The organism is Bacillus sp. Xin1, from assembly GCF_013314535.1.
Lineage (GTDB): Bacteria > Bacillota > Bacilli > Bacillales > Bacillaceae_G > Bacillus_A.
Genome location: NZ_JABUAE010000016.1, coordinates 82165 through 106064, shown reverse-complemented (window position 1 = coordinate 106064; position 23900 = coordinate 82165). Strand labels below are relative to the sequence as shown.

General features: G+C 36.1%; 27 protein-coding genes and 1 other annotated feature. Of the genes, 14 read left to right on the top strand and 13 right to left on the bottom strand.

Annotated elements, in window-relative coordinates:
* The coding region (locus HRG09_RS15730) for an LPXTG cell wall anchor domain-containing protein (RefSeq protein WP_174101775.1) at window positions 1–275 on the top strand (275 nt) is incomplete at its 5' end.
* Between the two features lie 53 nt (window positions 276–328).
* Here the strand turns inward: HRG09_RS15730 and HRG09_RS15725 are convergent.
* Together HRG09_RS15725 and HRG09_RS15720 are read right to left on the bottom strand one after the other, a co-directional pair.
* On the bottom strand, window positions 329–1249 hold the full coding sequence (locus tag HRG09_RS15725; protein ID WP_174101774.1) for a Gfo/Idh/MocA family protein: 921 nt from the start codon (window positions 1247–1249) through the stop codon (window positions 329–331).
* 124 nt (window positions 1250–1373) lie between these two features.
* Entirely contained in the window at window positions 1374–2075 is a 702-nt protein-coding gene (locus HRG09_RS15720; RefSeq protein WP_174101773.1) for an ankyrin repeat domain-containing protein, read from the bottom strand.
* 195 nt (window positions 2076–2270) lie between these two features.
* Here HRG09_RS15720 and HRG09_RS15715 point away from each other — a divergent pair, with 195 nt between their 5' ends.
* From HRG09_RS15715 to HRG09_RS15705, 3 genes are all read left to right on the top strand, one after another.
* Window positions 2271–3728: a sensor histidine kinase gene (locus tag HRG09_RS15715; RefSeq protein ID WP_174101772.1), complete on the top strand. Its 1458-nt coding sequence runs from the start codon at window positions 2271–2273 to the stop codon at window positions 3726–3728.
* A 1-nt stretch (window position 3729) separates the two neighbouring features.
* Window positions 3730–4419: a response regulator transcription factor gene (locus HRG09_RS15710; RefSeq protein WP_174101771.1), complete on the top strand. Its 690-nt coding sequence runs from the start codon at window positions 3730–3732 to the stop codon at window positions 4417–4419.
* Between the two features lie 228 nt (window positions 4420–4647).
* Window positions 4648–5733, top strand: a complete 1086-nt coding sequence (locus HRG09_RS15705; RefSeq protein ID WP_174101770.1) for a hypothetical protein — start codon at window positions 4648–4650, stop codon at window positions 5731–5733.
* Window positions 5734–5762: 29 nt separating this feature from the next.
* Here HRG09_RS15705 and HRG09_RS15700 read toward each other — a convergent pair whose 3' ends face one another.
* From HRG09_RS15700 to acuA, 4 genes are all read right to left on the bottom strand, one after another.
* A complete protein-coding gene (locus HRG09_RS15700; RefSeq protein WP_174101769.1) occupies window positions 5763–6620 on the bottom strand; it encodes an alpha/beta fold hydrolase in 858 nt (285 codons plus the stop codon).
* Between the two features lie 246 nt (window positions 6621–6866).
* Complete coding sequence (locus HRG09_RS15695) at window positions 6867–8033, bottom strand: acetoin utilization protein AcuC (RefSeq protein WP_174101768.1); 1167 nt, start codon at window positions 8031–8033, stop codon at window positions 6867–6869.
* Window positions 8030–8674, bottom strand: a complete 645-nt coding sequence (locus HRG09_RS15690; protein WP_174101767.1) for an acetoin utilization AcuB family protein — start codon at window positions 8672–8674, stop codon at window positions 8030–8032. The genes HRG09_RS15695 and HRG09_RS15690 overlap by 4 nt, the downstream gene beginning before the upstream one ends.
* A 17-nt stretch (window positions 8675–8691) precedes the next feature.
* Window positions 8692–9324, bottom strand: coding sequence for an acetoin utilization protein acetyltransferase AcuA (gene acuA / locus HRG09_RS15685; RefSeq protein WP_174101766.1), 633 nt, complete (start codon window positions 9322–9324; stop codon window positions 8692–8694).
* 177 nt (window positions 9325–9501) lie between these two features.
* On the opposite strand from acuA, the gene acsA reads away from it, so the two are divergent.
* The 7 genes from acsA to HRG09_RS15650 all read left to right on the top strand — a co-directional run bounded on the left by acsA (window position 9502) and on the right by HRG09_RS15650 (window position 15061).
* Window positions 9502–11220 (top strand): acetate--CoA ligase, encoded by a 1719-nt coding sequence (gene acsA, locus HRG09_RS15680; RefSeq protein WP_174101765.1) that lies wholly within the window; start codon window positions 9502–9504, stop codon window positions 11218–11220.
* Between the two features lie 97 nt (window positions 11221–11317).
* Window positions 11318–11875, top strand: a complete 558-nt coding sequence (locus HRG09_RS15675) for a maltose acetyltransferase domain-containing protein (RefSeq protein WP_174101764.1) — start codon at window positions 11318–11320, stop codon at window positions 11873–11875.
* Between the two features lie 66 nt (window positions 11876–11941).
* Complete coding sequence (locus HRG09_RS15670; RefSeq protein WP_174101763.1) at window positions 11942–12397, top strand: hypothetical protein; 456 nt, start codon at window positions 11942–11944, stop codon at window positions 12395–12397.
* A complete protein-coding gene (locus HRG09_RS15665; RefSeq protein WP_174101762.1) occupies window positions 12378–12911 on the top strand; it encodes an RNA polymerase sigma factor in 534 nt (177 codons plus the stop codon). Before HRG09_RS15670 ends, HRG09_RS15665 begins: the two co-directional genes overlap by 20 nt.
* Window positions 12904–13149, top strand: coding sequence for a hypothetical protein (locus tag HRG09_RS15660; RefSeq protein ID WP_174101761.1), 246 nt, complete (start codon window positions 12904–12906; stop codon window positions 13147–13149). Before HRG09_RS15665 ends, HRG09_RS15660 begins: the two co-directional genes overlap by 8 nt.
* Before the next feature lie 77 nt (window positions 13150–13226).
* Window positions 13227–13455, top strand: a binding site (T-box leader).
* Between the two features lie 69 nt (window positions 13456–13524).
* Window positions 13525–14781, top strand: a complete 1257-nt coding sequence (tyrS, locus tag HRG09_RS15655; protein ID WP_174101760.1) for a tyrosine--tRNA ligase — start codon at window positions 13525–13527, stop codon at window positions 14779–14781.
* Between the two features lie 148 nt (window positions 14782–14929).
* Window positions 14930–15061, top strand: coding sequence for a transporter (locus HRG09_RS15650; RefSeq protein WP_174101759.1), 132 nt, complete (start codon window positions 14930–14932; stop codon window positions 15059–15061).
* A 194-nt stretch (window positions 15062–15255) separates the two neighbouring features.
* On the opposite strand, the gene HRG09_RS15645 is transcribed toward HRG09_RS15650, so the two are convergent.
* From HRG09_RS15645 to HRG09_RS15630, 4 genes are all read right to left on the bottom strand, one after another.
* Entirely contained in the window at window positions 15256–16188 is a 933-nt protein-coding gene (locus HRG09_RS15645) for a hypothetical protein (RefSeq protein ID WP_174101758.1), read from the bottom strand.
* Window positions 16189–16732: 544 nt separating this feature from the next.
* The gene (locus HRG09_RS15640; RefSeq protein ID WP_174101757.1) at window positions 16733–17047 is read right to left on the bottom strand and encodes a hypothetical protein; all 315 of its coding nucleotides are present in this window, start codon (window positions 17045–17047) and stop codon (window positions 16733–16735) included.
* Window positions 17048–17417: 370 nt separating this feature from the next.
* A complete protein-coding gene (locus HRG09_RS15635; protein WP_174101756.1) occupies window positions 17418–17633 on the bottom strand; it encodes a bacteriocin immunity protein in 216 nt (71 codons plus the stop codon).
* A gap of 12 nt (window positions 17634–17645) precedes the next feature.
* Entirely contained in the window at window positions 17646–19286 is a 1641-nt protein-coding gene (locus tag HRG09_RS15630) for a T7SS effector LXG polymorphic toxin (RefSeq protein WP_174101755.1), read from the bottom strand.
* Between the two features lie 135 nt (window positions 19287–19421).
* Between HRG09_RS15630 and HRG09_RS15625 the strand changes: the two genes are divergently transcribed.
* A complete protein-coding gene (locus tag HRG09_RS15625) occupies window positions 19422–19667 on the top strand; it encodes a hypothetical protein (protein ID WP_174101754.1) in 246 nt (81 codons plus the stop codon).
* Between the two features lie 112 nt (window positions 19668–19779).
* Here the strand turns inward: HRG09_RS15625 and HRG09_RS15620 are convergent, their stop codons facing one another.
* A complete protein-coding gene (locus HRG09_RS15620; RefSeq protein ID WP_174101753.1) occupies window positions 19780–20208 on the bottom strand; it encodes a GNAT family protein in 429 nt (142 codons plus the stop codon).
* 218 nt (window positions 20209–20426) lie between these two features.
* Window positions 20427–21029, bottom strand: coding sequence for a 30S ribosomal protein S4 (rpsD, locus tag HRG09_RS15615; RefSeq protein WP_000135311.1), 603 nt, complete (start codon window positions 21027–21029; stop codon window positions 20427–20429).
* Between the two features lie 352 nt (window positions 21030–21381).
* Here rpsD and megL point away from each other — a divergent pair, with 352 nt between their 5' ends.
* Window positions 21382–22572: a methionine gamma-lyase gene (megL, locus tag HRG09_RS15610; RefSeq protein WP_174101751.1), complete on the top strand. Its 1191-nt coding sequence runs from the start codon at window positions 21382–21384 to the stop codon at window positions 22570–22572.
* Between the two features lie 41 nt (window positions 22573–22613).
* Here megL and HRG09_RS15605 read toward each other — a convergent pair whose 3' ends face one another.
* Window positions 22614–23093, bottom strand: coding sequence for a GAF domain-containing protein (locus HRG09_RS15605; RefSeq protein WP_174101749.1), 480 nt, complete (start codon window positions 23091–23093; stop codon window positions 22614–22616).
* A gap of 149 nt (window positions 23094–23242) precedes the next feature.
* Between HRG09_RS15605 and refZ the strand changes: the two genes are divergently transcribed.
* A complete protein-coding gene (gene refZ, locus HRG09_RS15600) occupies window positions 23243–23881 on the top strand; it encodes a forespore capture DNA-binding protein RefZ (RefSeq protein WP_174101748.1) in 639 nt (212 codons plus the stop codon).
* The last annotated feature ends 19 nt before the right edge of the window (window positions 23882–23900 follow it).

The window sequence follows — 23900 nt, the reverse complement described above, 5'->3', positions numbered from 1 at the left end:
TCCCATTTGAAATCAAGCAAGATGGAGAAATTATTAAACATACTGTAAAGGATAAAAAGAAACCTGAAAAGGTAGTTACACCGGGTACAACAACACATCCCGATAACAACCTTCCAGCAAAAGAACAGGTACAATCAAAAATAGAGAAAGAATCAACAATAGGAGGATTATTACCGGCTACTGGTTCAAATCTTTCAAATTGGATTTTTATTGTAGCTGGGGGATTATTACTAGCTGTAGGTTCGATACTGTTTATGAAACGTAAAAACGCATAGAAAAAATAAAACAACCATTTAGTTTTATGACTGAGTGGTTGTTTTATTTTGCCCTATATAGTTAATTGTAGTAATGACGCTAACATTTGCTGTGATTTTAATCCTTCTACTCCATCAATAAGAGGCTTTGTATCCCCTTGTACACAATGTATGAAATGATGCACAGCATCTTCAAACCCGCGCTGTTTTAATGTTGTTTCCCATGATGGCGAACCACTTTGTGTAACGTGATTATCTTGTTCAATCTCTAGTGTATTCATATTTTTCACACGAATAATTTTCCCTGTTGTCACAAGTTCGATTTGTTCTAGATTTGTGCCAGCATGGCGATGCATAGCTGTAGAGAGTAATGTGTCATTTGAACTTGTATATGTATGATGGCCATAAAGGAGTTCATTTTTTTCGTTAGTTTGTATCATATTATGAACAACATGAAGATCACCATCTGCTAACCAGCGTGCTGTATCGACGATGTGTAAATAATCATCAAGCATTGTAAAATCATATGTGTATGGACCAACTTTGTTTGTCCGGTGTTTTTCAATACGAATCCATGAAATATCATTAGCTTGTTCTTTTGCAGCAACATAAATTGGAACGAAGCGGCGATTGAAGCCAACCATAAGTTTTCGGTTATGCTTTTCACTCAGCTCTACTAATTTTTCAGCTTGTTCAATTGTGGCAGCTAACGGTTTATCCACATAAACATCGATTCCTTTTTGAAGAAGCTCAGAAACAATTTCGTAATGAGTTGCAGTGGAACTATGGACAAACATTGCGTCGCATTCTGAAGAGAGATTTTGTAAGCTAGTGAAGTCTTGAATACGATATTGCTCACAAATTTGCTTGCGTTTTGCAGCATTCGGTGTAAACGCTCCCACAAATGTCCAATCTGTTTCTTTTGTAAGTGTTGGAAGATATGCCTTTTGTGCGATGCTTCCTAGCCCTATCATACCAATTCGAGGTTTGTTCATGTATTTTCCCCCTGTTATAAATATCAAGGTTGTCTAGCCGTATAGCTATGTTTGATGGGATAACTGTAGCATAGTGTGAGGGGAAAGGCAAAAATTAAGATTTAAGTATACCGGAAGTACATTCTTACTTATAAACGTTCGATTCTTGTGCACCAGCTTGTAATAAAATTTCTTCAATTTCTTTAAACTTGTGAGTACGTGCGTGTTGCAGTGGAGTAACTCCATCATGATCTGAAATATTTACATCTGCGCCATGTTCAATTAATAAGCGTATTACTTGCTGCTGTTCTTTACTACTATCACTCAATACGATCGCTTCCATTAGGGCTGTCCAACCAAGATTATTAACATGATTTACATCAATATTTGTTCGAGTCAAAAGTTCTTTTATCACTTCGATATACCCATGCTCTGCTGCCGGAATGAGAGCCGTTCCTCCATAACGATTTGTAAGTGTTGGATCGGCACCGGCATCAATTGTTAGTTTTAGAATTTCCAAATAACCTTCAGCGCCAGCATATAAGAATGGGTTATTTTTCATCCCGTCTCGGATGTTGACATCAGCCCCGGCATCAATCAGTATTTTTGCGGTTTTTACATCATTTCCATAGGTAGCAATCATAACAGGAGTGCGGCCCTTACTATCTGTTACATTTGTATTTACTCCTTGCTGAACCAATGATAGAACGGTAGCTGTCTCTCTTTGTTCTACAGCCGTAAGTAGTTGCTTCTCCATGTTTTTTATCTCCTTTTTAGGTTCTTGATTTTGTGTGCAACCTTGGAAAAAGAATAAACAACATATCATATTTAATGTTCTTTTTAGCATTGAATTTCACCACCTTCTTCTCAGTAAATGTAAGAATCGTCTTAGAATACAGGTGCTTCTCTTTATACTGTAAAATATAAATATTAATTTTTTATAAACTGTGTCTAAAATAACTATAAAATCGCTTGAGTATTCGGAAATATCTTCTTATGCTTATGAATAATAAGAAAGGTTCGTAAAGCGAGGAATGGAGTTATGTCTATTAAAACAAGATTTTTATTATCTTATATTGCTGTGATTTTTGTTTCAATTACTCTGTTATTGGTTACGGGTTTTTTAATTGTTTTTTCTATAACAGGGAATTTAGAATCAGTGAAAAATTTTTATAAGAGTTCTTATATTCAAAAGCCACTGACGCCAGAGGAGGAAAATGCTTTTCTTGAATTGAAGGTAGCAGCTAAGCAGAATCAATCGCAACTATTGGATGCAGCAATGATGCCGCTCTTAGAGAAAAAAGGTGTGAAAATAGTTGTAAGAAAAGGAGATGCAATTTCATATGCATCAAAAGCAATTGAAAGTTCTAATTTGAAAGGAGCTCTCCCTAAATTTGAATCAACGAATATTAATAGTCGCGGTACGACGGAACTAAATGATACATTTTATCGCTATGTAAAGTTTGATTTTTATTTTCCTCATCATGAGGAAGGAAGTATATTTGTATTAAATAAGCAAAGCTCATATGTAGACTTAACGCAAAAGTTATTTCCTATTTTATTTGTATCGTTATTGCTTTTAGCTATTTTCATCATTGGATTATTAAGTTATTTTGTTTCAAGAAGTGTGATAAAACCCATTCTGATCTTGAAAGATGCGACTGGGAGAATTAAAGACGGAGATTTGCAATTTCAAATTCCAGTTACGTCTCATGATGAAATTGGGCAGTTAAATCAAGCGTTTGAAGAGATGAGGCAGAAATTAAAAGAATCAATTGAAGTGCAAGCGCAATATGAAGAGAATCGAAAAGAGCTCATTTCGAATATCTCACATGACTTAAAAACACCCATTACATCTATTATTGGTTATGTAGAAGGGATAAAAGATGGAGTTGCTAATACACCTGAAAAAATGAATAGATACTTAACGACGATTTATACAAAGGCGACACATATGGATACACTCATCGATGAACTCTTTTTATTTTCAAAATTAGATTTAAATCGTGTGCCATTTCACTTTGAAACGATAGAATTGTATTTGTTTATGGAAGATATAGTAGAAGAAATACAGATGGATTTAAGTAAAGATGGAATCCATTTATCTTTGCAATCATTTCGTGAATCGCCATTATATGTAACTGCTGATCGAGAGAAAGTAAAGCGAGTTATATCGAATTTAATTCATAATAGTATGAAATACATGGATAAACCGCAGAAAGAAATTATAGTTACATTACTAGAGGAAGCGGATATGGCAATCGTGAGAGTGACAGATAATGGATCGGGTATAGCATCAGATACACTTCCTTATATTTTTGAACGTTTTTATCGTGCAGAACAATCACGTAATTCTAGTACAGGTGGAAGTGGTCTTGGTTTGGCTATTGCAAAGCAGATTGTTGAAGAGCACGGCGGAAAGATTTGGGCGGAAAGTAAACTAGGAGAAAGCACAAGTATTTTCTTTTCATTGAAAAAAGTACAGGAATGTGGTGAGTAAATTGAAGCGAGTGTTATTAATTGAAGATGAAGTAAGTATTGCGGAATTACAGCGGGATTATTTAGAGATTCATGATTTTCAAGTTGATGTACAACATTCAGGTGAAACAGGACTGCACTGCGCTTTACAGGAACAATATGATCTAATTATTTTAGATATCATGCTTCCAAAAATAAATGGATTTGAAATTTGTAAACAAATACGTGCGGTGAAAGATATTCCGATTTTACTTGTCTCAGCCAAAAAAGAAGATATCGATAAAATTCGTGGACTTGGGCTCGGAGCTGATGATTATATTACGAAGCCATTCAGTCCAAGTGAATTAGTCGCAAGAGTAAAAGCACATATCGCGCGTTATGAACGATTATCTGGAAATATAATTAAGCAGCGAGATACGTTATATATCCATGGGATTTCTATTGATCAGCGTGCTAGAAAAGTATTCATAAACAATGAAGAAATTGCTTTTACAACGAAAGAATTTGATTTGCTAACATTTTTTGTGATGAATCCGAATCAAGTGTTAAGTAAGGAACAATTATTTGAACGTATTTGGGGATTAGATTCAGCTGGAGATTTAGCTACAGTTGTTGTTCATGTGCGAAAGTTACGTGAGAAAATTGAAAGAGATCCTGCTCTTCCACAATATATTGAAACGGTGTGGGGAGCTGGATATCGTTTTAATGTATAGCGAACCTGTCAAAGTGTTGACAGGTTTTTTTATGTTTAAGGGCAGTGAAATTCACAGAATTTAAAAATATATTACCTTTATTTTATCTTTTTTTAAGAATTTATTTATTGGCAATTTATACTTGCCATCTACTATAGGTATCACAGGAAGAAAGGAACTGGTATCTGTTATATGTGCACGAGATGGTTGAATACGAAATGAAAATAATCATTTGGAGGTTTGATGAGGATGAAAAAAATGAAATTTATAGTGCCAGCTATGATTGGGTTTACAGTAATGGTAACAGGTTGTGTACAAGGGGAAACAAAAGTAGAAGCAAAACAGGAGACAAAACAAGAAAAGAAAAAAGAAAAGGAGCAACAAGAAGCGCAGATTACAAAATTACAGCCGTTAAACGCAATAACATTACAACTAACATTTTCTAAACCTTTATCAGAAGAAGAGGTGAAGCCGGAAAATTTAGAGGCGATTAAGAAAAACTTTGTATTTGATAACGGCTTAGAAATTGTGAATGTACCACGATTAAAAACAGGAGCTACAAGTACATATATTGTACCTGTTACAGTTCAAAAGCCAGGGACAATATATAAAGTAAGCTATAGAGGTGGGAAAAAGGAAAAATTCGAGGCGAGTACTGAAAAAATTAATGTTCGCCAAGCAAAGCAAGTGACAAATGATACGTTTGAAATTGAATCCTTTTTAGAAGATGGTGTGACAGATTATGCAAATATAATTGAAGCGTATAAAGCAGGGCGAGGAGATCAAGCGTTTCAGTTAGACGAAGAAAATAAAGATAAAGAAGGAAAACAATATCAAGTTATCTCTTCGCTGCGCGATCGGAAACTAACAATTACATCAAGTTCAGGGGAACAAATTGTAGTAGGATATGTCCCATTTGCACAAGCGGCAGATGGCAGACAAGCACCGAAGTTTCGTCTACCTGCTGGTCAAACGTTACAACCAGGTATGACATACACAATCACGTCTGATTGGGCGACGGTTAAAAATCCAACATTTACTGCGGGAACTATTGGGCCACTTACGATTCAAAGCGCAGAAGCGATAGATAATAAGTCGATTCAAATTACATTAGGGAAAGATCCGAATATGGAACTGTTTGCTGGACGAAAAGTGGAATTACAAGATGAGGATGGAAATAAAATAGAGGCACAATATCGTTTTACTTCTCGAAAAGGAGCAGTAGGAATCTTTGATTTACAAAATGGTACAACGTTGCAGTCAGGCAAGAAATATACGGTTGTACCGATGAATGGCTGGGCAACTGCAAATCAGGTTACGTTTGTAACGAAATAAAGAAGTGGTTTACACAAGCAGCAAGTGATTTAGTACTTGCTGCTTTCATGTTGTAATAATTTATAAAAAGTTTCAATGATCGACATAAAACGATTGCTTTCTTCTAAAAAAGGGTAGTGGTTGCTGTACTCAAATAGGATAAAGATAGAATCCGTTATCTTCTTTTCTATCTCGATAGAATATTGAACTGGGCATTGAACATCATGGTTTCCACAAATAATGAGTGTTCTGGTTGTAATAGATGAGAGGCGATCTCTTAGGTCAAATTGTGAATATTCTTTAGCAAAAGCGTTCATTCGACTTACTGCCATTGTTTTATAAATAGGTTTTGAAAAATATATTTCGTAATTTTCGGGCTTATATAAAGATAATGTTGTTCGCTTAGCCGATAATGCACTTCGCACTTCTGGTGTAAGATGAGGGAGTTTCAATTCTTCGATGATGTCTTGCATATATTGAAATTTTGGGTGAGCAGGATGGTAAATACAATCTGGTGTTGCTGTATAGTTACTAGCAGCAGCACCGACAACAACTAAGGATTGCAAGGAGGCAGGATAGGTAATTGCATACAGGAGACCAAGCATACCACCAGTAGAATGACCAGCGAAATGCCACGCTGAAAGGTGCAGAGATTCTTTTATTGCTTCTAAATCTTCAATTGTTTCGCTCATACTTAATTCATGTTCCGTTGTAGCTTTCGCAGAATGACCAGCATTTCTTAAATTAATAAGAAATACTTGGTGAGTAGAAGTAAAGCTTTCAGCAAAATAATCACCGGATTCGTTAAATTCGGAGTAATGATGTGTAACGCATAGTGGTTCACCACTACCTTTTATAAAAATTTCAAAAATGCCGCGTTTTGTATGTAAGGGTTGTTGTTTCCACATAGAATATCCTCCTTCTATTCTTATCCCAAGTGTTGAGAAACGAAAGGAAACAGATTTTGGTGTCGATATTTGCTGAATGATCGATATCCTTTGTCGAATCGCCGATATATGGTGAGAAATGGTCGATATATTTAAAAAATCGCTGATAAAATTTCATTTACTATATTACGCGAACCACCGATTACACAATATGGTTCCTTTTTTTAGCATGAATAAGAATAGGAGGAAACCTCCTATTCTTATTATTTAATATAAAGCCTTTTTTGTATTATTCCGAATGATTTCAAGGCATTTTGCCACTGTTAATGCATTTTTTTCTTCAATTTCTCGTTTTCGAGGGATGGGATTATACATGTTGTTAGAATCTTCCCATGTAAGAGGAAGATCGATAGGTGCTTGTCCTTTCCAAGCTTCAATCCATTCTGGAGGGAGGTAACCTGAGATGTTTTGGCTGTTGTTCATTTCGAGCCAAATGAGTGCCCATGCTCTTGGGACGACACGCCACATATCGTAGCCACCACCGCCAACAGCAATCCAGCGCCCATCGCAGTATTCATTGGCAATTTCATGAGCAAGCTTTGGAATTTCACGATAAATTTGCATCGTTGCACAAAGGTGAGTAAGAGGATCGTAATAATGTGCATCGGCCCCGTTTTGCGTTAAAATAATATCTGGCTTAAAATAAGCTGCCACTTCTTTCACAACGGTTCGGTACGATTGTAAAAAAGATTCATCCTCTGTAAAGGCATCGAGTGGAACGTTAAAGGAATAATTATAGCCATTACCTTGTCCACGCTCGTTTACAGCACCGGTTCCAGGAAATAAATAGCGTCCAGTTTCATGCAGTGAGATGGTACAGACGTTAGGGTCATCATAAAAGGACCATTGTACACCATCGCCGTGATGGGCGTCTGTATCAATATATAAAACACGTAAGCCATATTTTTTCTGTATATATTTGATTGCAATCGAACTGTCGTTGTAAATACAAAAGCCAGATGCTTTACCACGGAATCCGTGATGTAATCCACCGCCTAAATTTAATGCATGCTTTACTTTACCTGAGAGGACAGCATCTACAGCTGTTAATGTTCCACCAACAAGTAATGCGCTCGCTTCATGCATATTCGGGAACATCGGTGTATCTTCTGTTCCAAGACCGTATGACATAGCAATTGACTGTTCTAACTTTCCTTCCCCAGCACGTTTTACCGCATTTATGTATTCTTCCGTATGAACGAAAGCAATCTCCTCATCAGTCGCCATTCGTGGTGGAATGACTTGAGAAGGATGAATGAATCCACTCTTTACTAGTAAATCATAGGTGAGTGTTACGCGAAGTTGATTAAAGGGATGTTCAGGGCTAAAGGAATAGCCCCGAAAATCCTCTGAATAGATGAAGGCACTTGTCATGCCTGCATCCCCATAATATTTGGCCATAAAACATGGTAGCCTTTTTTCTCTAGTGCTTCAATCACTCTTAGAGGATTCATCGTTTGAATGCGGAAAACGAGTACTTTATCATTCTCATCTTTTGCTGGATAGACGAGAACGCTCACAATATTAATGTGTAAGTCACTAAAAATAGCAACTACTTTTCCAAGAATACCAGGTTCATTTTTTACTTGAATTTCAATTTGTGAACTTGGTTGATGGGCACCTGTTAGTTTAACGAGTGTATGTAATACTGTGGATTCCGATATGATTCCAACAAGTTTACCGCTCTTTGTAACAGGAAGGCAGCCGATTTTATTTTCAAAAAATAATGTGGCAATTTCTTCGACGAAATCGAGAGGATGACACGTCATTACTGGTTGTTTCATAATTAATTGAATCGGTTGTTTAAGCATATCCAGTGAAACTTCTTCATCGAGAATTGATGGACTTGCATCACGTACGTCACGGTCAGAAATAATACCGACTACGTTGTTGTTATGCCCAATAATGGGAATATGACGAATTCCATTTGTACGTATTGTACGAATTGCGGTTTCGATTGTGTCATCTGGACGCAGTGTAATTACGTCATGATTCATAATTTCTTCTACAATCATTTTATATGCCTCCCTTCTTAATACATAAAGCGATTTTGAAATCGTAAGCGATCAAAATCTTGGATGGAATTTGTATCAACGCGCTTGCCGATGCGAACCATTAAACAGTTAGCGGGATGAGAACAAATTTCTGGATCGTCTGTTGCCATCCATTCTAAACCACCGGCATTCATCATTTTTTCCATTACTTTTCGATATTCCCAAACATTTAAGCCGGTTTGTTTTAAATCCCAGTGCCAATAATACTCAGTTGTTAATATAATATAATCTTCCATATAATCATCCATCATCGAAACTTCTAATAGATTTTTTCCAACAGAGCATCCACGGAATGCGGGGACGACTTCAATTGCCCCGAGTTCAATTAAATTGTCCATTTTTCCTTCTGACCATCGTTCTAGCGGATCAGGATATAAATACGTAACATATCCGACAATTGTTTGGTCTTGTCTCGCAATAATGAGACGAGCTTCTGGTAACTTAGAAATTTCGACAATTGCTTTATATTGTTGATCAGCAGGGCGAAATGCAACTAAGTCTGGGTGAAATTCATACATTTCGAGATTATGTGTAGATACTGGACCTTCAATGATTAAAGTACCTCTTGCCGTTTTTAAATTTCGTGCATTATATAGTTTTTTATGAATCAATGTTTTGCTCACCACCTTGAGGGTTTGTGAATCTACAAACTATCGTACTTTATAATATATGCGATGTGAATCGAATTTTGTCAGTAAAAATTTGTCTAAAAATCAACAAATATACTGAAAATTTTAAATAATGTCATTATAATAGATAATAGAATACATAGGAGGGGGATGTAAAGTATGAAAGTAGAAACGCTTCCAGTTATTAAAGGAGAAAATAATTTGTTGAACTATGAAGAAACGTATGCAGGTTTTAACTGGGAAGAGGTAAATAAAAACTTTTCTTGGTATGAAACTGGCCGAGTAAATATGGCGTATGAAGCAATTGATAAACATGCGAAATCTGCTCGGAAAAATAAAGTGGCTCTATATTATCAAGATGGAGCGCGCAAAGAGAAATATACCTTTAAAGAAATGAAGGAATTCTCCAATAAAGCGGGAAATGTCCTAAAAAACTATGGTGATGTGGAAAAAGGCGATCGCGTTTTTATTTTCATGCCGCGTTCACCAGAATTATATTTTGCACTTCTTGGTGCAGTCAAATTAGGAGCAATTGTTGGACCGCTATTTGAAGCATTTATGGAAGGAGCAGTACGCGATCGCTTAGAAGATAGTGAAGCGAAGGTGTTAATTACAACGCCTGAATTACTAGAGCGTGTACCATTAAATGATTTACCAGCATTAAAAACAGTCTTTCTTGTTGGTGATAATGTAGAAGAAGGTGGAAAGCTTGTAGCGTTCAATCCATTATTTGAGCAAGCTTCTAACAAACTGCAAATTGAGTGGTTAGATCGCGAAGATGGATTAATTCTTCATTATACATCCGGTTCTACAGGAAAACCAAAGGGAGTCCTTCATGCGCAAAATGCAATGGTGCAGCACTATCAAACAGCAAAATGGGTGCTTGATTTAAAAGAAGACGATGTATATTGGTGCACAGCTGATCCAGGCTGGGTAACAGGAACAGCTTACGGTATTTTTGCACCGTGGTTAGTAGGGGGATCAAATGTCGTTTTAGGAGGACGTTTTAGTCCAGAGGCATGGTACGAAGCATTGCAAGATTACGGTGTAACAGTTTGGTATAGTGCGCCAACAGCATTCCGTATGCTGATGGGAGCAGGCGAAGGGGCGATTAAGAAGTACGACTTATCAGCACTCCGTCACGTACTAAGTGTTGGTGAACCATTAAACCCAGAAGTAATTCGCTGGGGAATGAATGCATTCGGTCTTCGAATTCATGATACATGGTGGATGACAGAAACAGGAGGACAAGTAATCTGTAACTATCCTTGTATGGAAATTCGTCCTGGATCAATGGGAAAACCAATTCCAGGTGTGAAGGCAGCGATTGTTGATAATGAAGGAAATGAAGTGCCACCATACACAATGGGGAATTTAGCGATTGCTAAGGGATGGCCATCTATGATGCGCGCTGTTTGGAACAACCCGCAAAAATATGAGTCTTACTTTATGCCAGGAGATTGGTATGTATCAGGAGACTCGGCTTATATGGATGAAGATGGATATTTCTGGTTCCAAGGGCGTATTGATGACGTGATCATGACGTCTGGTGAGCGCGTTGGGCCATTTGAAGTAGAAAGTAAATTAATTGAACACTCTGCAGTAGCTGAAGCGGGTGTAATCGGTATTCCAGACCCAGTACGCGGTGAAATTATTAAAGCGTTTATTGCACTGCGCGCGGGATATGAAGCATCTGATGAATTAAAAGAAGAGATTCGTCAATTTGTGAAAAAAGGCTTAGCAGCTCATGCAGCGCCAAGACAAATTGAATTCCGTGATAAATTACCGAAAACGAGAAGTGGTAAAATTATGCGACGCGTGTTAAAAGCATGGGAGCTAAACTTACCAACTGGTGACTTATCAACAATGGAAGATTAAGAAGGAAAGGTCTGAACGTATACTTCGTTCAGACCTTTCTTTTTGTGTTATTATAATAAGAGTTAACTTATATATACGTGTTGAAGGGGATGCTATTATGAAAACAGAAAAAGAAAAGATGATACAAGGGGAAATGTATGTACCTGCTGACCCAGTACTAGTGGAAGGCAGAGCGCAGGCTCGTATATTAACGAGAAAATTAAATGAAACACCGGAAACAAAATACGAAGAGCGCAGTTTAATCGTAAAAGAGCTATTCGGAACGACAGGAGATAATATTCATGTTGAATCTTCTTTCAAATGTGATTACGGTTATAACATTCATGTCGGAGAAAACTTTTACGCAAATTTTGATTGCGTCATTTTAGATGTATGCCCTGTAACGATTGGCGAAAACTGTATGCTAGCTCCAGGGGTTCATATTTATACGGCGACACATCCGCTTGATCCAATTGAACGTATTAGTGGTAAAGAATTTGGTAAACCAGTAACAATTGGAAATAACGTGTGGATTGGCGGGAGAGCTATAATTAATCCAGGGGTTACAATTGGAGATAACGCGGTGATTGCCTCTGGTGCAGTTGTAACGAAGGATGTTCCAAGTAATGTAGTAGTGGGTGGAAATCCTGCGAAGATTATTAAAAAAATAAAATAATATTTGAACGAAGCGCCTTCCTCGGCTGTATACATTTATGAAAGAATAGATGGGGGAGGCACTTATATGTTTAATAAATGGATTTTTACGTTTGCTTTAATCGGAATTATAGCCGTATTTTCTTGCGGTATGTTATTACCGATGCCAATTGGATTTAAAGTATCAATGATTACAGCTGGAGTCATACTGATTGTTATGTTTTCAATTATTATTCCGTTTGATAGAAAATATATTGTACGAAAAAAAGGATATAAAATCGATTTTACAAAAACAAAAGTATATTTTCGCTGGAATGTATTCGATACTATTTCGGTCTGTCTTGCAGTGTATGCATGCATATGTGTACAAGTATTAAATATTTTAGTTTCAATCGGTCATACAATTCAAAACCCTTACGTTCAATTTTTTACGAATCAATCACAAGTGTGGATTATTGTCGCAAGTGTATATTTAATTTCCCGAATTTCATTAACGTTAAAAGGAATAAAGGAGATCAAGAATCATGGCGCAGATTGGGATTGAGGAGGAGCTCATGCTTGCGTACCAAAATGGAGATAAGCAGGCCGGAGAAAAACTATATGTTTTGATCAAACCAGCGCTATATACATTTTTGTATCGATTTAACCGTGATGAGCAATTGAGTATAGACCTCGTTCAAGATACATTTTTAACGTTAGAGCGTAAGAAACATATGTATGAGATTGAAAAGGGGAAGATTAAGACGTATTTGTTCCAAATCGGTTATCGGCTTATGATTAATAAATTGAATCGAAGAAAAAAATGGCGTTCTCTTTTGCCGTTTTTAGTGCCGATACAGGAGAAGGAATTTTCTCAAGAAGATAGACTCACCGTAAGAGAGGCAATCTTGAAAGTTCCTGAAGAGCAGAGAGCGGTCCTTATTCTTTCTTATTATCACGATATGCCGCAAAAGGAAATTGCAGAGGTTTTAGGTATTCCTCTAGGAACAGTGAAATCGAGACTTCATAATGGTATAAAGAAATTGAAACAATTGCTGGAGGTGGATGAAATTGAGTGAAAATCCTTTTAAGAATGAATATAAAATAAAGCAACATTTAGATAGCGACCATGTAGAAATACCGGATTTTCCGAAAACGGTAAGTCGTTTTGATAGAATGCTTGGATTCCTTGCCGCTCCAGCGAAAGATCCTGTGGAAGCAACGATTGGAAATGATTTATCGATTGTGTTTCATGTTTCACTATTAGTTGGTGTTCCAATCCTCTCCCTTATTACAATATTCATTGCGACTTTGTAAGGGGTTGGTAAGAAAAGAACTCCCACCTCTATTTGACACGCCTATACAAATAATGATATAAAGAAAAGTATATGAATAATTGAGCGTGGAAAGGGAGAAGTAGTGATCATTTCCCTGTTTTAGAGAGCTGATGGTCGGTGAAAATCAGCACATAGATGATCGCGAATTACGCCCCTAGAGCATCTTTTTTCGATTGAATTGTATTCAAAAGGGAAAAGACGGTGCTAAGCCGTTATGTAAATAAGGTGGTAGGCTTTTTTTGTCTGCAACTAGGGTGGTAACGCGATGATCAAAATCGTCCCTTATTTGAAGGGGCGATTTTTTTATGTTTTCAACATTCACGCCAGACTTAACTTAAAGGAGAGTATGTAGGATATGGGTATTTTACAAGATCTTGAATTTCGCGGACTAATTAATCAGCAAACAGATGCTGAAGGTTTAGAGCAGTTACTAGAAAAAGAAAGCGTTAAACTATACTGTGGTTTCGACCCAACAGCGGATAGCTTACACATCGGTCATATGTTACCAGTATTAATGTTGCGTCGTTTCCAATTAGCTGGTCACCAACCAATCGCACTTGTTGGCGGTGGTACGGGTATGATCGGTGACCCAAGTGGTAAAAAAGCAGAGCGTACATTAAATACGAAAGATACAGTTGCTTACTACACGGAAAGCATTAAAAACCAGCTTTCAAACTTCTTGGAGTTTGAAAATGTGGACAACCCAGCAACAATGGCTAACAACTATGACTGGCTTGGTAACTTAGATGTCATCACATTCTTACGTGATATCGGTAAAAACTTCGGTTTAAACTACATGTTAGCAAAAGATACAGTAGCATCTCGTCTAGAGACTGGTATTTCATTTACTGAGTTTAGTTACATGATTTTACAATCATACGACTTCTTAAACTTATACCAACAACATAATTGCCGCCTGCAAATCGGTGGTAGTGACCAATGGGGTAACATTACAGCTGGTCTTGAATTAATCCGTAAATCAGAAGAAGATGCGAAAGCATTCGGTTTAACAATTCCACTTGTTACAAAATCTGACGGTACGAAGTTTGGTAAAACAGAAGGCGGTGCGATTTGGTTAGATCCAGAGAAAACAACGCCTTACGAGTTCTACCAATTCTGGATTAACACAGATGACCGCGATGTTGTAAAATACTTAAAATACTTCACATTCTTATCTCATGAAGAAATTATTGAGCTTGAGAAGCAAGTAGCTGAAGCGCCAGAAAAACGTGCAGCGCAAAAAGCATTAGGATCTGAAATGACAAAACTTGTTCACGGCGAAGAAGCATTAGAACAAGCAATTAAAATTTCAGCGGCATTATTCAGCGGTTCTGTAGCAGAACTTACTGCAAGCGAAATCGAGCAAGGCTTCAAAGATGTACCATCTGTAGAACGCAGTGCAGAAGATACTGGATTAATTGACTTACTTGTAGAAAGTAAAATCTCTCCATCTAAACGTCAAGCACGTGAAGATGTAACAAATGGTGCGATTTATGTAAATGGTGAGCGTACACAAGCATTAGATTATGTTGTAACAGAAAATGACCGCATTGAAGGTAAATTTACAATCATCCGCCGCGGTAAAAAGAAATATTTCTTAATTCGTTACTAATCAATAGAGAATGATTAAAGAGCTTTGAGGAGATAGATTCCTCAAAGCTCTTTTGTTTTAATTTTCTTTTCATGTTCATACGGAAATCACATGAAAGCGTTATGATGAATGTATATAATCAATTGGACGAAAGGAGTGGTAAAATAAAATGTCACTAGAAGCGCTCATCATCTTTTCTTTGCTAAATGCGAGTCAGCTTGCGGAGAATACACAAGGTGAGATACATAAAAGTGCGAAAGATGCTTATGTGTATGTGGAGAAACAAGAAGAAAATAAATAAGTTTATTTATATATAAGAGTGAATTCAAAAAAGAGGATAAAGATAGCTGCTCGCTTTCTTTATCCCTTTTTTAAACAAGTACCATATAAAAAGCTTACTGAATATACATAGCAGTAAGCTTTTTATTGGGGAAGGGTATCCCGATAACATGGTATTTATATTTCTATTAATGTACTGATAGATTTTCTATGTCATCAACGTTCTTCATCGTCTTTAAATATAACTAGCTGATTTTTATGATATAGTGATGCGCGAATGTTGAAATATTTATTTATAACTTTTCCGTTTTCGTCTTTTTGCTCACCTTCATTTTTTGTACATAATGCACATACAACAATGTGTTGACCAGGTTCAAAAGTGTCAGACGGGATATCGTTTTCACTAACAAAGATAGAAGCTGCAGGAATTTGTTCCATGTTTTTATCTTTTTTACCATACCGCAGATTTACAGCGTAACGATCTCCTTGCTTAAACGGGCTAACATTGTTTACTATCCCTTCGATACAAATAGGGTGTTTTTTGGATCCAAGAGATTTCAAATAGTTATAAGCATCTAGATATCTTTCTTGATCATAATAAAAATTTGGCCATTTGATTTTCTTCCCATACATTTGAATTTCTATAATAGATTCTAATTCATTCGAATCGTCATCTTCTACGGCTTTTCGTAGTTCAAGAACCTTTTTCATTGTGGCTAAATAGGAACTTAATTTTCCTTTGGAAACATACTTCCTATCTTTGTTTGGAGCTGCAGTTCCGTCGTTATTAGGAGAACTATTACTATGTTTACCTAAATCTCTTAATGGCTCGTGAATCATTGTTAATCGGAAAGTGAATTTATTTTTCTTTATACTTTCTAAAATTTTATCATTAGAGTCCTTAGCTATTTCAGTAACTTGTCCTACCGTATTATATTTACACCCCTCCTTATGTTCTACCCTTGGTTTTCTTGTGAAGTGAGTTGGAACCGGACTCTCAACTCTTTTATAACTATTTTTGTGAGCCACACCTATCCTACAAATATGACATTCTAATCCCACTTTCAATTCTTGATGATTTTCGACATATTTAGCTGTTACATCTTCTTTTTTGATTGTTGAGTATGCTTTTTTCATTTTTATTGCCATTTTTCCCCCTCCTAATAATTAAAATTTGCCACCATTATAAAATACATATATATATATATATAATATTTTACCATTGTTAATATTTTAAATGGTTAAGTTTGGAAAATGATATTTTACATGGAAGGATGAAAAATATTTAATATTTGAAGATAATCTTGAGTTATGATGTAATTTTAAAAAATAAAAAAGGTCTTGAAATAGTTAAAGTAGAACTTATCCATATTCAAAATTAAAGAACGAGTTTTATAACTGATATGCCACCACTATTACAGATGTACATGAAAACACAAAATCAAGAACTACTTACATCTTAATAGAACATACAAAAAAGCTTACTGAGGTATACAATTAGTAAACTTTTTTATTTAGTATATGTTTCTTTATTACATTGAAAGGTGGAAGGTACACTTGCTAAACTTAGAACTGATAGTTCTAATGTTAGCATTGAAACGAAATGCTAACATTAGATCGAATAAAACAGTATAAAATGGATTAGGTAATGAAGAAAGTCGTTCATTTTTAGGTGGGCGGCTTACCATTTAATTTAAAGGTTTTCTATATAACTTTCTGCTATATCAATATCCTTTGTCATTTCTAATTCTGGAAATTTTTCATCTAATTTTCTTAAACAATTAATAAATTCTTTACTTTGCACAATTTCTGCTATATCTTCAAAAACTTCACTTATCCAATATAAATCTTCCTTACTACAATTCTCTAAATATCTTATAGTATTTTCCTCATTTTCTGAGAGAACTTCTATTATTTCATTCCAACTTGTTTGTATTCCATAATCATCATTTAAATTTAATTTTTTTCTTTTATCTAATATAACTTGCATTTTATTTTCTATATTCATATTAATCCTCCAAACTCTATCTACGGTTGTTGAGCAGCATCCGGGAAAATAGTCCTTATCTTTCCATTTGTTTTTATAACTCCAATCCTACCCCATTGGTAAATTTCTTGTAATTTGATGACATCAGTTAAAGCTACTTGTGATTGAAATGAAACTTATGTACAGATGAGGTGAATAAAAAAGCCAGTTCATAAGAATTGGCTTTTTATCATATTTTGAACTTTATTTTTGATTACAATTTCCACTTAGGAGATAGATAGTAAAATATTTTGAAATCATTTTTGCTGAATTTATAACTCTTCTAATTTTTATCTAATAAAGCATTAACTTTATTGTTATTTATGTAGCAAGAGTAAGACATTATTAAATTCTAAAGCTGTATTGGTTTATATGCTAATGCTATATCTACTATTTGTTCTGGAGTAAGGTCTTCATCATTCCAATATATTAGATCACTTACGTCTGGATGTGGAACATTTCTTTCTACAATTTCTATCATTTCATCAATCTCTTCTTCAGTTCCTTCACATTCTACAATTTTACTTACTAGATTTATCAGTTCTTCTCTTGTTAATTTTTTTAACATATATTTCATTCCTTATTTATTAAAATGGAATCCCTTACTTAAAATTTCTTGATGCATTCTCGGAGAAGATATTACTATATTATCTAAATCATAAACGCCTCTTCCATTGTGAATAGGATTCCTATGATGTAAAACATAACTTGTTTGTTTTCCGTAATGCTGTGATTTTGGAGCTTTTGGCGCTAACCCGGCACTCATTCTCTTAATGTTAGCTTTACTAAACTCATTTGCATAACTTGACTTTGAATATTCTTCCCAGAAAGCTTTTCTAAATGCATCAAAATTACTAAATTCTCTGCCTCTTAAGCTATCCGCAACATCTTTGGGTACTAATCCTATATTACCACTTGAACCTCTCATTGACTTACGTGGATTAGATAGATTTTCACCACCACTTGCAATTCCTGGTTGTTTTCTAGCATTACTATCTATAGTCTTTGCAAAATTATAATAGGCTTGATTTAGTTCGCTTTGAGGTATCTTGGTTATGATATTTCCGCCAGAGAAAGCAAAAGAAACATCTTTCTTAAAAGATTGTAAAATATCAGCTGCTTGTTTCAATTCTTTTATTAACGTTACTCCTTTAGCTAAAGTACTTGCTCCTCCTGCTTCTTTTGTGACCAGGCCTGCTTTACCTAGTCCCTTATCGGCAATTAGACCAATCGCTATTTGTGTTAATCCATAAGTAGTCCATTGTGTACGGCTCTCTGCATCTCCATCTATCAAATCCCGTTTCACAGAATTTGAAAATGTATGCCACATATTTTTTGTCGTTTCATCCAAATGTAAAATCGCATATGTAACATTAATAAAAGTTCCTATATCCATATTATTTAAAGTTTCCATAAACTTGATTTCATCTTCAACAGCTTTCCCTGATCCGATTACAGTACCATTCCACATCTTTTTTACTCTTTCGAACACCTTAACTACATCGTCTACCTTATCGTCCCAAGCCTTTCTAATCGAAGATTTCTCTTCTAGCCTACCGCACATTTCTCCATCTTTAATCGAATGGTCAGCTTTTCGGGCTTTCTCTTCTGTAATCGCTTGAATAGAAGTCGTCCACTCCATATTCAACTCTTGCGTACTAAATGTTCCGCTTGCAAGACTAAATCCTTTTCCGCTTTGGACTTCGGCAAGGCCTGTCGCAATGCTAGCAGCTAATTGAATTGCTGTACTATAGTTATTGCTAGAGGTCTGATTGAATTGATACAGATGATCTAACCTTTCTTGCAGTTTTTTTCTCATGACAGTAAAAAGATTCGTCATAGCGTCCATACCTGGTATTGGTATGTTTTGAGTGATGGCTTCCATACTTGCTTTCATTCGGTCAATTTCTTGAATTTGTTCTAGTATTTCTTGTTCAATTACATCAGTTGAAGCTACCTTTGATTGAAATTGACTTGGAAAGGCATTATTCTGAACGATTAATTCTTCACATAAGTAAATGATTCCTTGTGCTAAAGGACGAAAGGTTTGTACAAAAAATGTTTTTGCACTGTCATAAGTCTGTCCTTGTAAAACAGTATCAATTACAAAAGCGTCAATCGACTGAATGGCTTGTTCCATACCTTGAATGGTAGCGGTACATATAGCATTCATACTTTGTGTTTGGGTATGTACTTCTCCTAGATACATGTTTAAACTCAAAAATCTCCCTCCTTAATAAGTAAATAACACCAATTTAAGGAGATGAGTGTAAATATTACATTGTAATGAATTTATTAGAGGTATGAACATACCTCAAAGCGAACTTATCCATATTCCAAATGAAAGGGTGATTAAATGATAATCAGAGAAGGTATTGAAGTCACTAAAATAACTTTAGATGGTTATGAATTACCGATTCCAGAAGGTTTTTCTGAATTTTTACTTCGTGCTGGTTATTGGAGATGCGGTGAAGAAGTAGAAAGAATTATTCGTGAGGAAATCCTAGTGGATTATGACAGAAAGGTTGTTTTGGGGGATGGTAAGTTGTGTACGATACTCACTTACAAAGGGGATAAAAAGAAAAGAGGTAAAAAATCATGAATGAAAAGGTGAGTTGCTCTTATGGAAAGAAAAGAACGAACTGTGTTAGATAATTCATCAAATAAAAAAGTGAACGATTACGAAAAATAATTGTTCACTTTTATTTTACTCTTTATAAATGTATTTCATAATTTCCGTCAGGACTATCGGGCTTTCTAAATATTTCCTCGAATGGACCAACCTTTTTTGAAAAACCATTTTTTAATGCAAAATGGTAACCTTCTTCAGTTATAACTTCTTGCAACACTAATCGTTCAAAGCCTTTTTCTTTAGCGAACGTCTTAAACCATTCAATAACAATACTTCCCTTACCTTGATTACTTGGGGTAATACTTATAGCAGTAATTGCTAAGTGTGGATCAGGAACAAATTCGCTTCTAAGATTAATTGTGACCATAGATTCTTTAGAAGAAATAATTAAAGCGTATTTAGAAAAATTTTCAATGAGTTCTATTTCGTCTTGTACTAATTCTTCTAATAGCATCTTTAATTTTTGAAAGTCTTGTGCATGAAGAGGAATCTTAGTAAATTTTTCTTTCAAAATAAGTAACTCCTTTTATCATCTGTATTTTGCACTTATCTATTACAATACATACGCCAGCCTTATAATTTTTGCCCCAAACTAGCCCCAATTGGCCCCAGGGACATTCTTTTTTATGCCCTATTTTGCATTATTAGTGACAAATAAAAAAAGCCCAGGAACCTTGAGTTAACAAGGTTTCTAAGGCTTTTAATACTACTCTTTGCAGAGTACCGAGATTAACGAGAGTAGAACTCTACGATTAATGCTTCGTTGATTTCAGCTGGTAACTCAGCGCGCTCAGCGTGACGAGTGTAAGTAGCTTCTAATTTATCAGCATCGAAAGTTAAGTATTCTGGTACGAAGTTGTTAACTTCGATCGCTTCTTTAACAACAACAAGGTTGTTAGATTTTTCGCGAACGCTGATAGTTTGACCAGGTTTTACGCGGTAAGATGGGATGTCTACGCGAGCGCCATCTACCATGATGTGGCCGTGGTTTACTAATTGGCGAGCTGCACGACGAGTGCGAGCTAAGCCCATGCGGTAAACTAGGTTGTCAAGACGAGCTTCAAGAAGGATCATGAAGTTTTCGCCGTGTTTACCTGGCATTTTACCTGCTTGGTCAAATGTGCGACGGAATTGACGCTCAGTCATGCCGTACATGTGACGAAGTTTTTGTTTCTCTTGTAATTGTAAACCGTATTCTGAAAGTTTCTTACGTTGGTTCGGACCGTGAGGACCTGGTGCGTAAGGGCGTTTTTCTAATTCTTTACCTGTGCCGCTTAGAGAGATTCCAAGACGACGAGACAGTTTCCAAGCTGGACCTGTATAACGAGCCATAGTTGACTCCTCCTTTAAGTGTTTTTATTTTCGTAAAATAAAAACAGACGTAATCGATATTTATGCGTATTTTGTTTTCATGTACCTTCGCTCCAGCAGCAGGGAGTTACGAGATACACCTCAAACGTGAGGAACAAAATACAAACGATAAACTCACATTACAAGGCTGCCTTTTTATTTTACACAAACGCTATTATATCTTTTGAATGGAATTTCGTCAAGCGAGTTTCCATTTTGTTTTATACATGTAAAGTTTGGAAATTGCAAGAAGGAATTCGAAACAGTATGAAAGAAAGGATAGCAACAGAGAGAAAACGCTTACATATTATAGAAGCATAAGGGGGATGTTTGTATGAAAAAGAAACAGATAGAAACAGCACTTATTCATCACGGGTATGATTCTAAAATGCACAAAGGGAGTTTAACACCACCGCTATTTCAAACGTCAACGTATACATTTGAAACAGCGCAGCAAGGAGAAGCAAGTTTCGCTGGGCAGGACCCATCTTACATTTATTCAAGACTTGGAAATCCAACTGTGGAATTGTTCGAAGAGCGTATGGCTGTTTTAGAAGGGGGGGAATCGGCGTTAGCGTTCGGTTCTGGAATGGCTGCAATCTCGGCAACGCTTCTCGCATTTTTACGTGCTGGAGATCATATTATTTGTTCAAACGGTTTGTATGGATGTACGTACGGTTTTTTAGAAGTGTTAGAAGAGAAGTTTATGATTACACATTCATTATGTGATATGGAAACCGAAGAAGAGATTCAGGCAAGTATGCGCTCGAATACAAAGTTGATATTTGTTGAAACGCCCATTAATCCAACAATGAAACTTATCGATTTAGAAAAGGTTATAAAAGTTGCAAAACAAAATGAACTGCTTGTCGTTGTTGATAATACATTTTGTTCACCTTATTTACAAACGCCTCTTACACTTGGATGTGATGTTGTTCTTCATAGTGCAACAAAATATATTGGTGGACATGGAGATGTTGTTGCGGGTGTGACGGTTTGTAAAACGAAGGAGCTAGCTGAACAAATTCGCCCGATTCGAAAAGATATTGGCGGAATTATGGCACCTTTTGATGCGTGGCTCTTGCTCCGCGGCTTAAAGACGTTAGCTGTACGAATGGATCGGCACTGTGATAATGCGGAAAAAGTGGTCGAGTTTTTGAAAAATCAAGAAAGTATTGAAGCGGTATGGTATCCAGAAGGAGAACTAGCATCTCGCCAAATGAAGCGCGGGGGCGGTGTGATTTCATTTACGATTAAAGGCGGAAAAGAAGAAGCACAAGCATTTATGAATGAGTTGAATTTCATTACGATTGCAGTAAGTCTTGGTGATACAGAAACGTTAGTGCAGCATCCGGCAACGATGACACATGCTGTTATTCCAGCAGAAGTACGCCATGAAATGGGTATTTTTGATAATCTAATACGCCTATCTATTGGATTAGAAGCATGGGAGGATATTACCCTAGATTTGGCGGATGCACTGCAGAAGCTATCGGATACATTTTCTCACGTGAACGGAGAATAAGAAATGAGCCATCGATCTATGAGATTGATGGCTCTTATTTTTTACATATGTTTTAGGAGCGTTTCCACAAATTTTTCTAAGTAGTGTTGATCTACTTCATCGAAGCGATTTTTTTCAGGACTATCGATATCTAACACACCAATGACGTTACCTTCTTTTATAATTGGTACAACAATCTCAGAATTAGAGGCGCTATCACAAGCGATATGACCTGGAAATTGATGAACATCTGCAACAAGCTGAGTTGTTTTTGTTTCAGCTGCCACGCCGCAAACACCGCGTCCAAATGGGATGCGAACGCATGCAGGCATTCCTTGAAATGGCCCTAGTACAAGTTGATTATCTTTTGTTACATAAAAGCCAACCCAATTAATACGCTCTAAAAATTGATTTAATAGTGCTGAGGCATTTGCTAAATTTGCGACTACATTTGATTCTCCTGTTAACAATGCATCAAGTTGTTTGATTACTGTTTCGTACTGCTGTTCACGTGATCCTGCATAACTTTCTTTTGTAAACATGGAAACGTCATCCTTTCTATCGAGAAATGTAAAATCATAGCAAAATACGATATATTTCAAATGACTTTGTCGATAGAAAATTAAAGGAATTTGTCTTAAAAGTCAAGAAATTTAAACTATAGCTGTTCAGGGTGAGAGGAAGTGAGCGCATGAAGCAGACGAAACAAAAGGTAATTGATGCGGCAATTTCATTGTTTAATACGAAAGGGTACGATGGAACATCGGTGCGAGATATTGCAAAGCGGGCGGATGTGAATGTGGCTAATATTTCATATTATTTTGCTGGAAAGCAAGGTTTATTAGAACAGCTTATAACTGATTTTTTAGAAGGGTATATCGGGGTAATTGAGAGGTCATTTGAACAAAGAGAGTATTTGCCAGCTAAAGAAGTGATAAATCAAATTGTACGAGGAATTTTGCGGTATCAGTTTGAACATAGGGAACTGACGCGATTTTTTTACAGGGAGCTTTCACTTGATACAACGTTAATTCGGGAAGTCATGACTATTTATTTTTCTAAAGAAAGATATTATATAGAGCAAATTATTAAACAGGGACAAATGCAGCAGGAGTTTCAGAAGATTTCTTTTACAATGTTTATGACGCAATTAAAAGGCATGATTAATATGCCATATTTATATCCGCAGTATATATCGGAGGTGCTGCATTCGTTTCCATCAGAAACATTCTTTTTGGAAATGTATACGAAAGAAGTAGAGCAATGGATGGAGCAAACATTATGTGTAACACATATGTATTATCCTCTACCGCGAGCAGTTCATATGTAAAATACCCCGCCATATTTTT

Coding starts and splice junctions, on each gene's coding strand:
- HRG09_RS15725 (WP_174101774.1), bottom strand. CDS start 1,249: ATGAACAAACCTCGAATTGGTATGATAGGGCTAGGAAGCATCGCACAA.
- HRG09_RS15720 (WP_174101773.1), bottom strand. CDS start 2,075: ATGCTAAAAAGAACATTAAATATGATATGTTGTTTATTCTTTTTCCAA.
- HRG09_RS15715 (WP_174101772.1), top strand. CDS start 2,271: ATGTCTATTAAAACAAGATTTTTATTATCTTATATTGCTGTGATTTTT.
- HRG09_RS15705 (WP_174101770.1), top strand. CDS start 4,648: ATGAAAAAAATGAAATTTATAGTGCCAGCTATGATTGGGTTTACAGTA.
- HRG09_RS15700 (WP_174101769.1), bottom strand. CDS start 6,620: ATGTGGAAACAACAACCCTTACATACAAAACGCGGCATTTTTGAAATT.
- HRG09_RS15695 (WP_174101768.1), bottom strand. CDS start 8,033: ATGACAAGTGCCTTCATCTATTCAGAGGATTTTCGGGGCTATTCCTTT.
- HRG09_RS15690 (WP_174101767.1), bottom strand. CDS start 8,674: ATGATTGTAGAAGAAATTATGAATCATGACGTAATTACACTGCGTCCA.
- acsA (WP_174101765.1), top strand. CDS start 9,502: ATGAAAGTAGAAACGCTTCCAGTTATTAAAGGAGAAAATAATTTGTTG.
- HRG09_RS15675 (WP_174101764.1), top strand. CDS start 11,318: ATGAAAACAGAAAAAGAAAAGATGATACAAGGGGAAATGTATGTACCT.
- HRG09_RS15670 (WP_174101763.1), top strand. CDS start 11,942: ATGTTTAATAAATGGATTTTTACGTTTGCTTTAATCGGAATTATAGCC.
- HRG09_RS15665 (WP_174101762.1), top strand. CDS start 12,378: ATGGCGCAGATTGGGATTGAGGAGGAGCTCATGCTTGCGTACCAAAAT.
- tyrS (WP_174101760.1), top strand. CDS start 13,525: ATGGGTATTTTACAAGATCTTGAATTTCGCGGACTAATTAATCAGCAA.
- HRG09_RS15650 (WP_174101759.1), top strand. CDS start 14,930: ATGTCACTAGAAGCGCTCATCATCTTTTCTTTGCTAAATGCGAGTCAG.
- HRG09_RS15645 (WP_174101758.1), bottom strand. CDS start 16,188: ATGGCAATAAAAATGAAAAAAGCATACTCAACAATCAAAAAAGAAGAT.
- HRG09_RS15640 (WP_174101757.1), bottom strand. CDS start 17,047: ATGAATATAGAAAATAAAATGCAAGTTATATTAGATAAAAGAAAAAAA.
- HRG09_RS15635 (WP_174101756.1), bottom strand. CDS start 17,633: ATGTTAAAAAAATTAACAAGAGAAGAACTGATAAATCTAGTAAGTAAA.
- HRG09_RS15625 (WP_174101754.1), top strand. CDS start 19,422: ATGATAATCAGAGAAGGTATTGAAGTCACTAAAATAACTTTAGATGGT.
- rpsD (WP_000135311.1), bottom strand. CDS start 21,029: ATGGCTCGTTATACAGGTCCAGCTTGGAAACTGTCTCGTCGTCTTGGA.
- megL (WP_174101751.1), top strand. CDS start 21,382: ATGAAAAAGAAACAGATAGAAACAGCACTTATTCATCACGGGTATGAT.
- HRG09_RS15605 (WP_174101749.1), bottom strand. CDS start 23,093: ATGTTTACAAAAGAAAGTTATGCAGGATCACGTGAACAGCAGTACGAA.
- refZ (WP_174101748.1), top strand. CDS start 23,243: ATGAAGCAGACGAAACAAAAGGTAATTGATGCGGCAATTTCATTGTTT.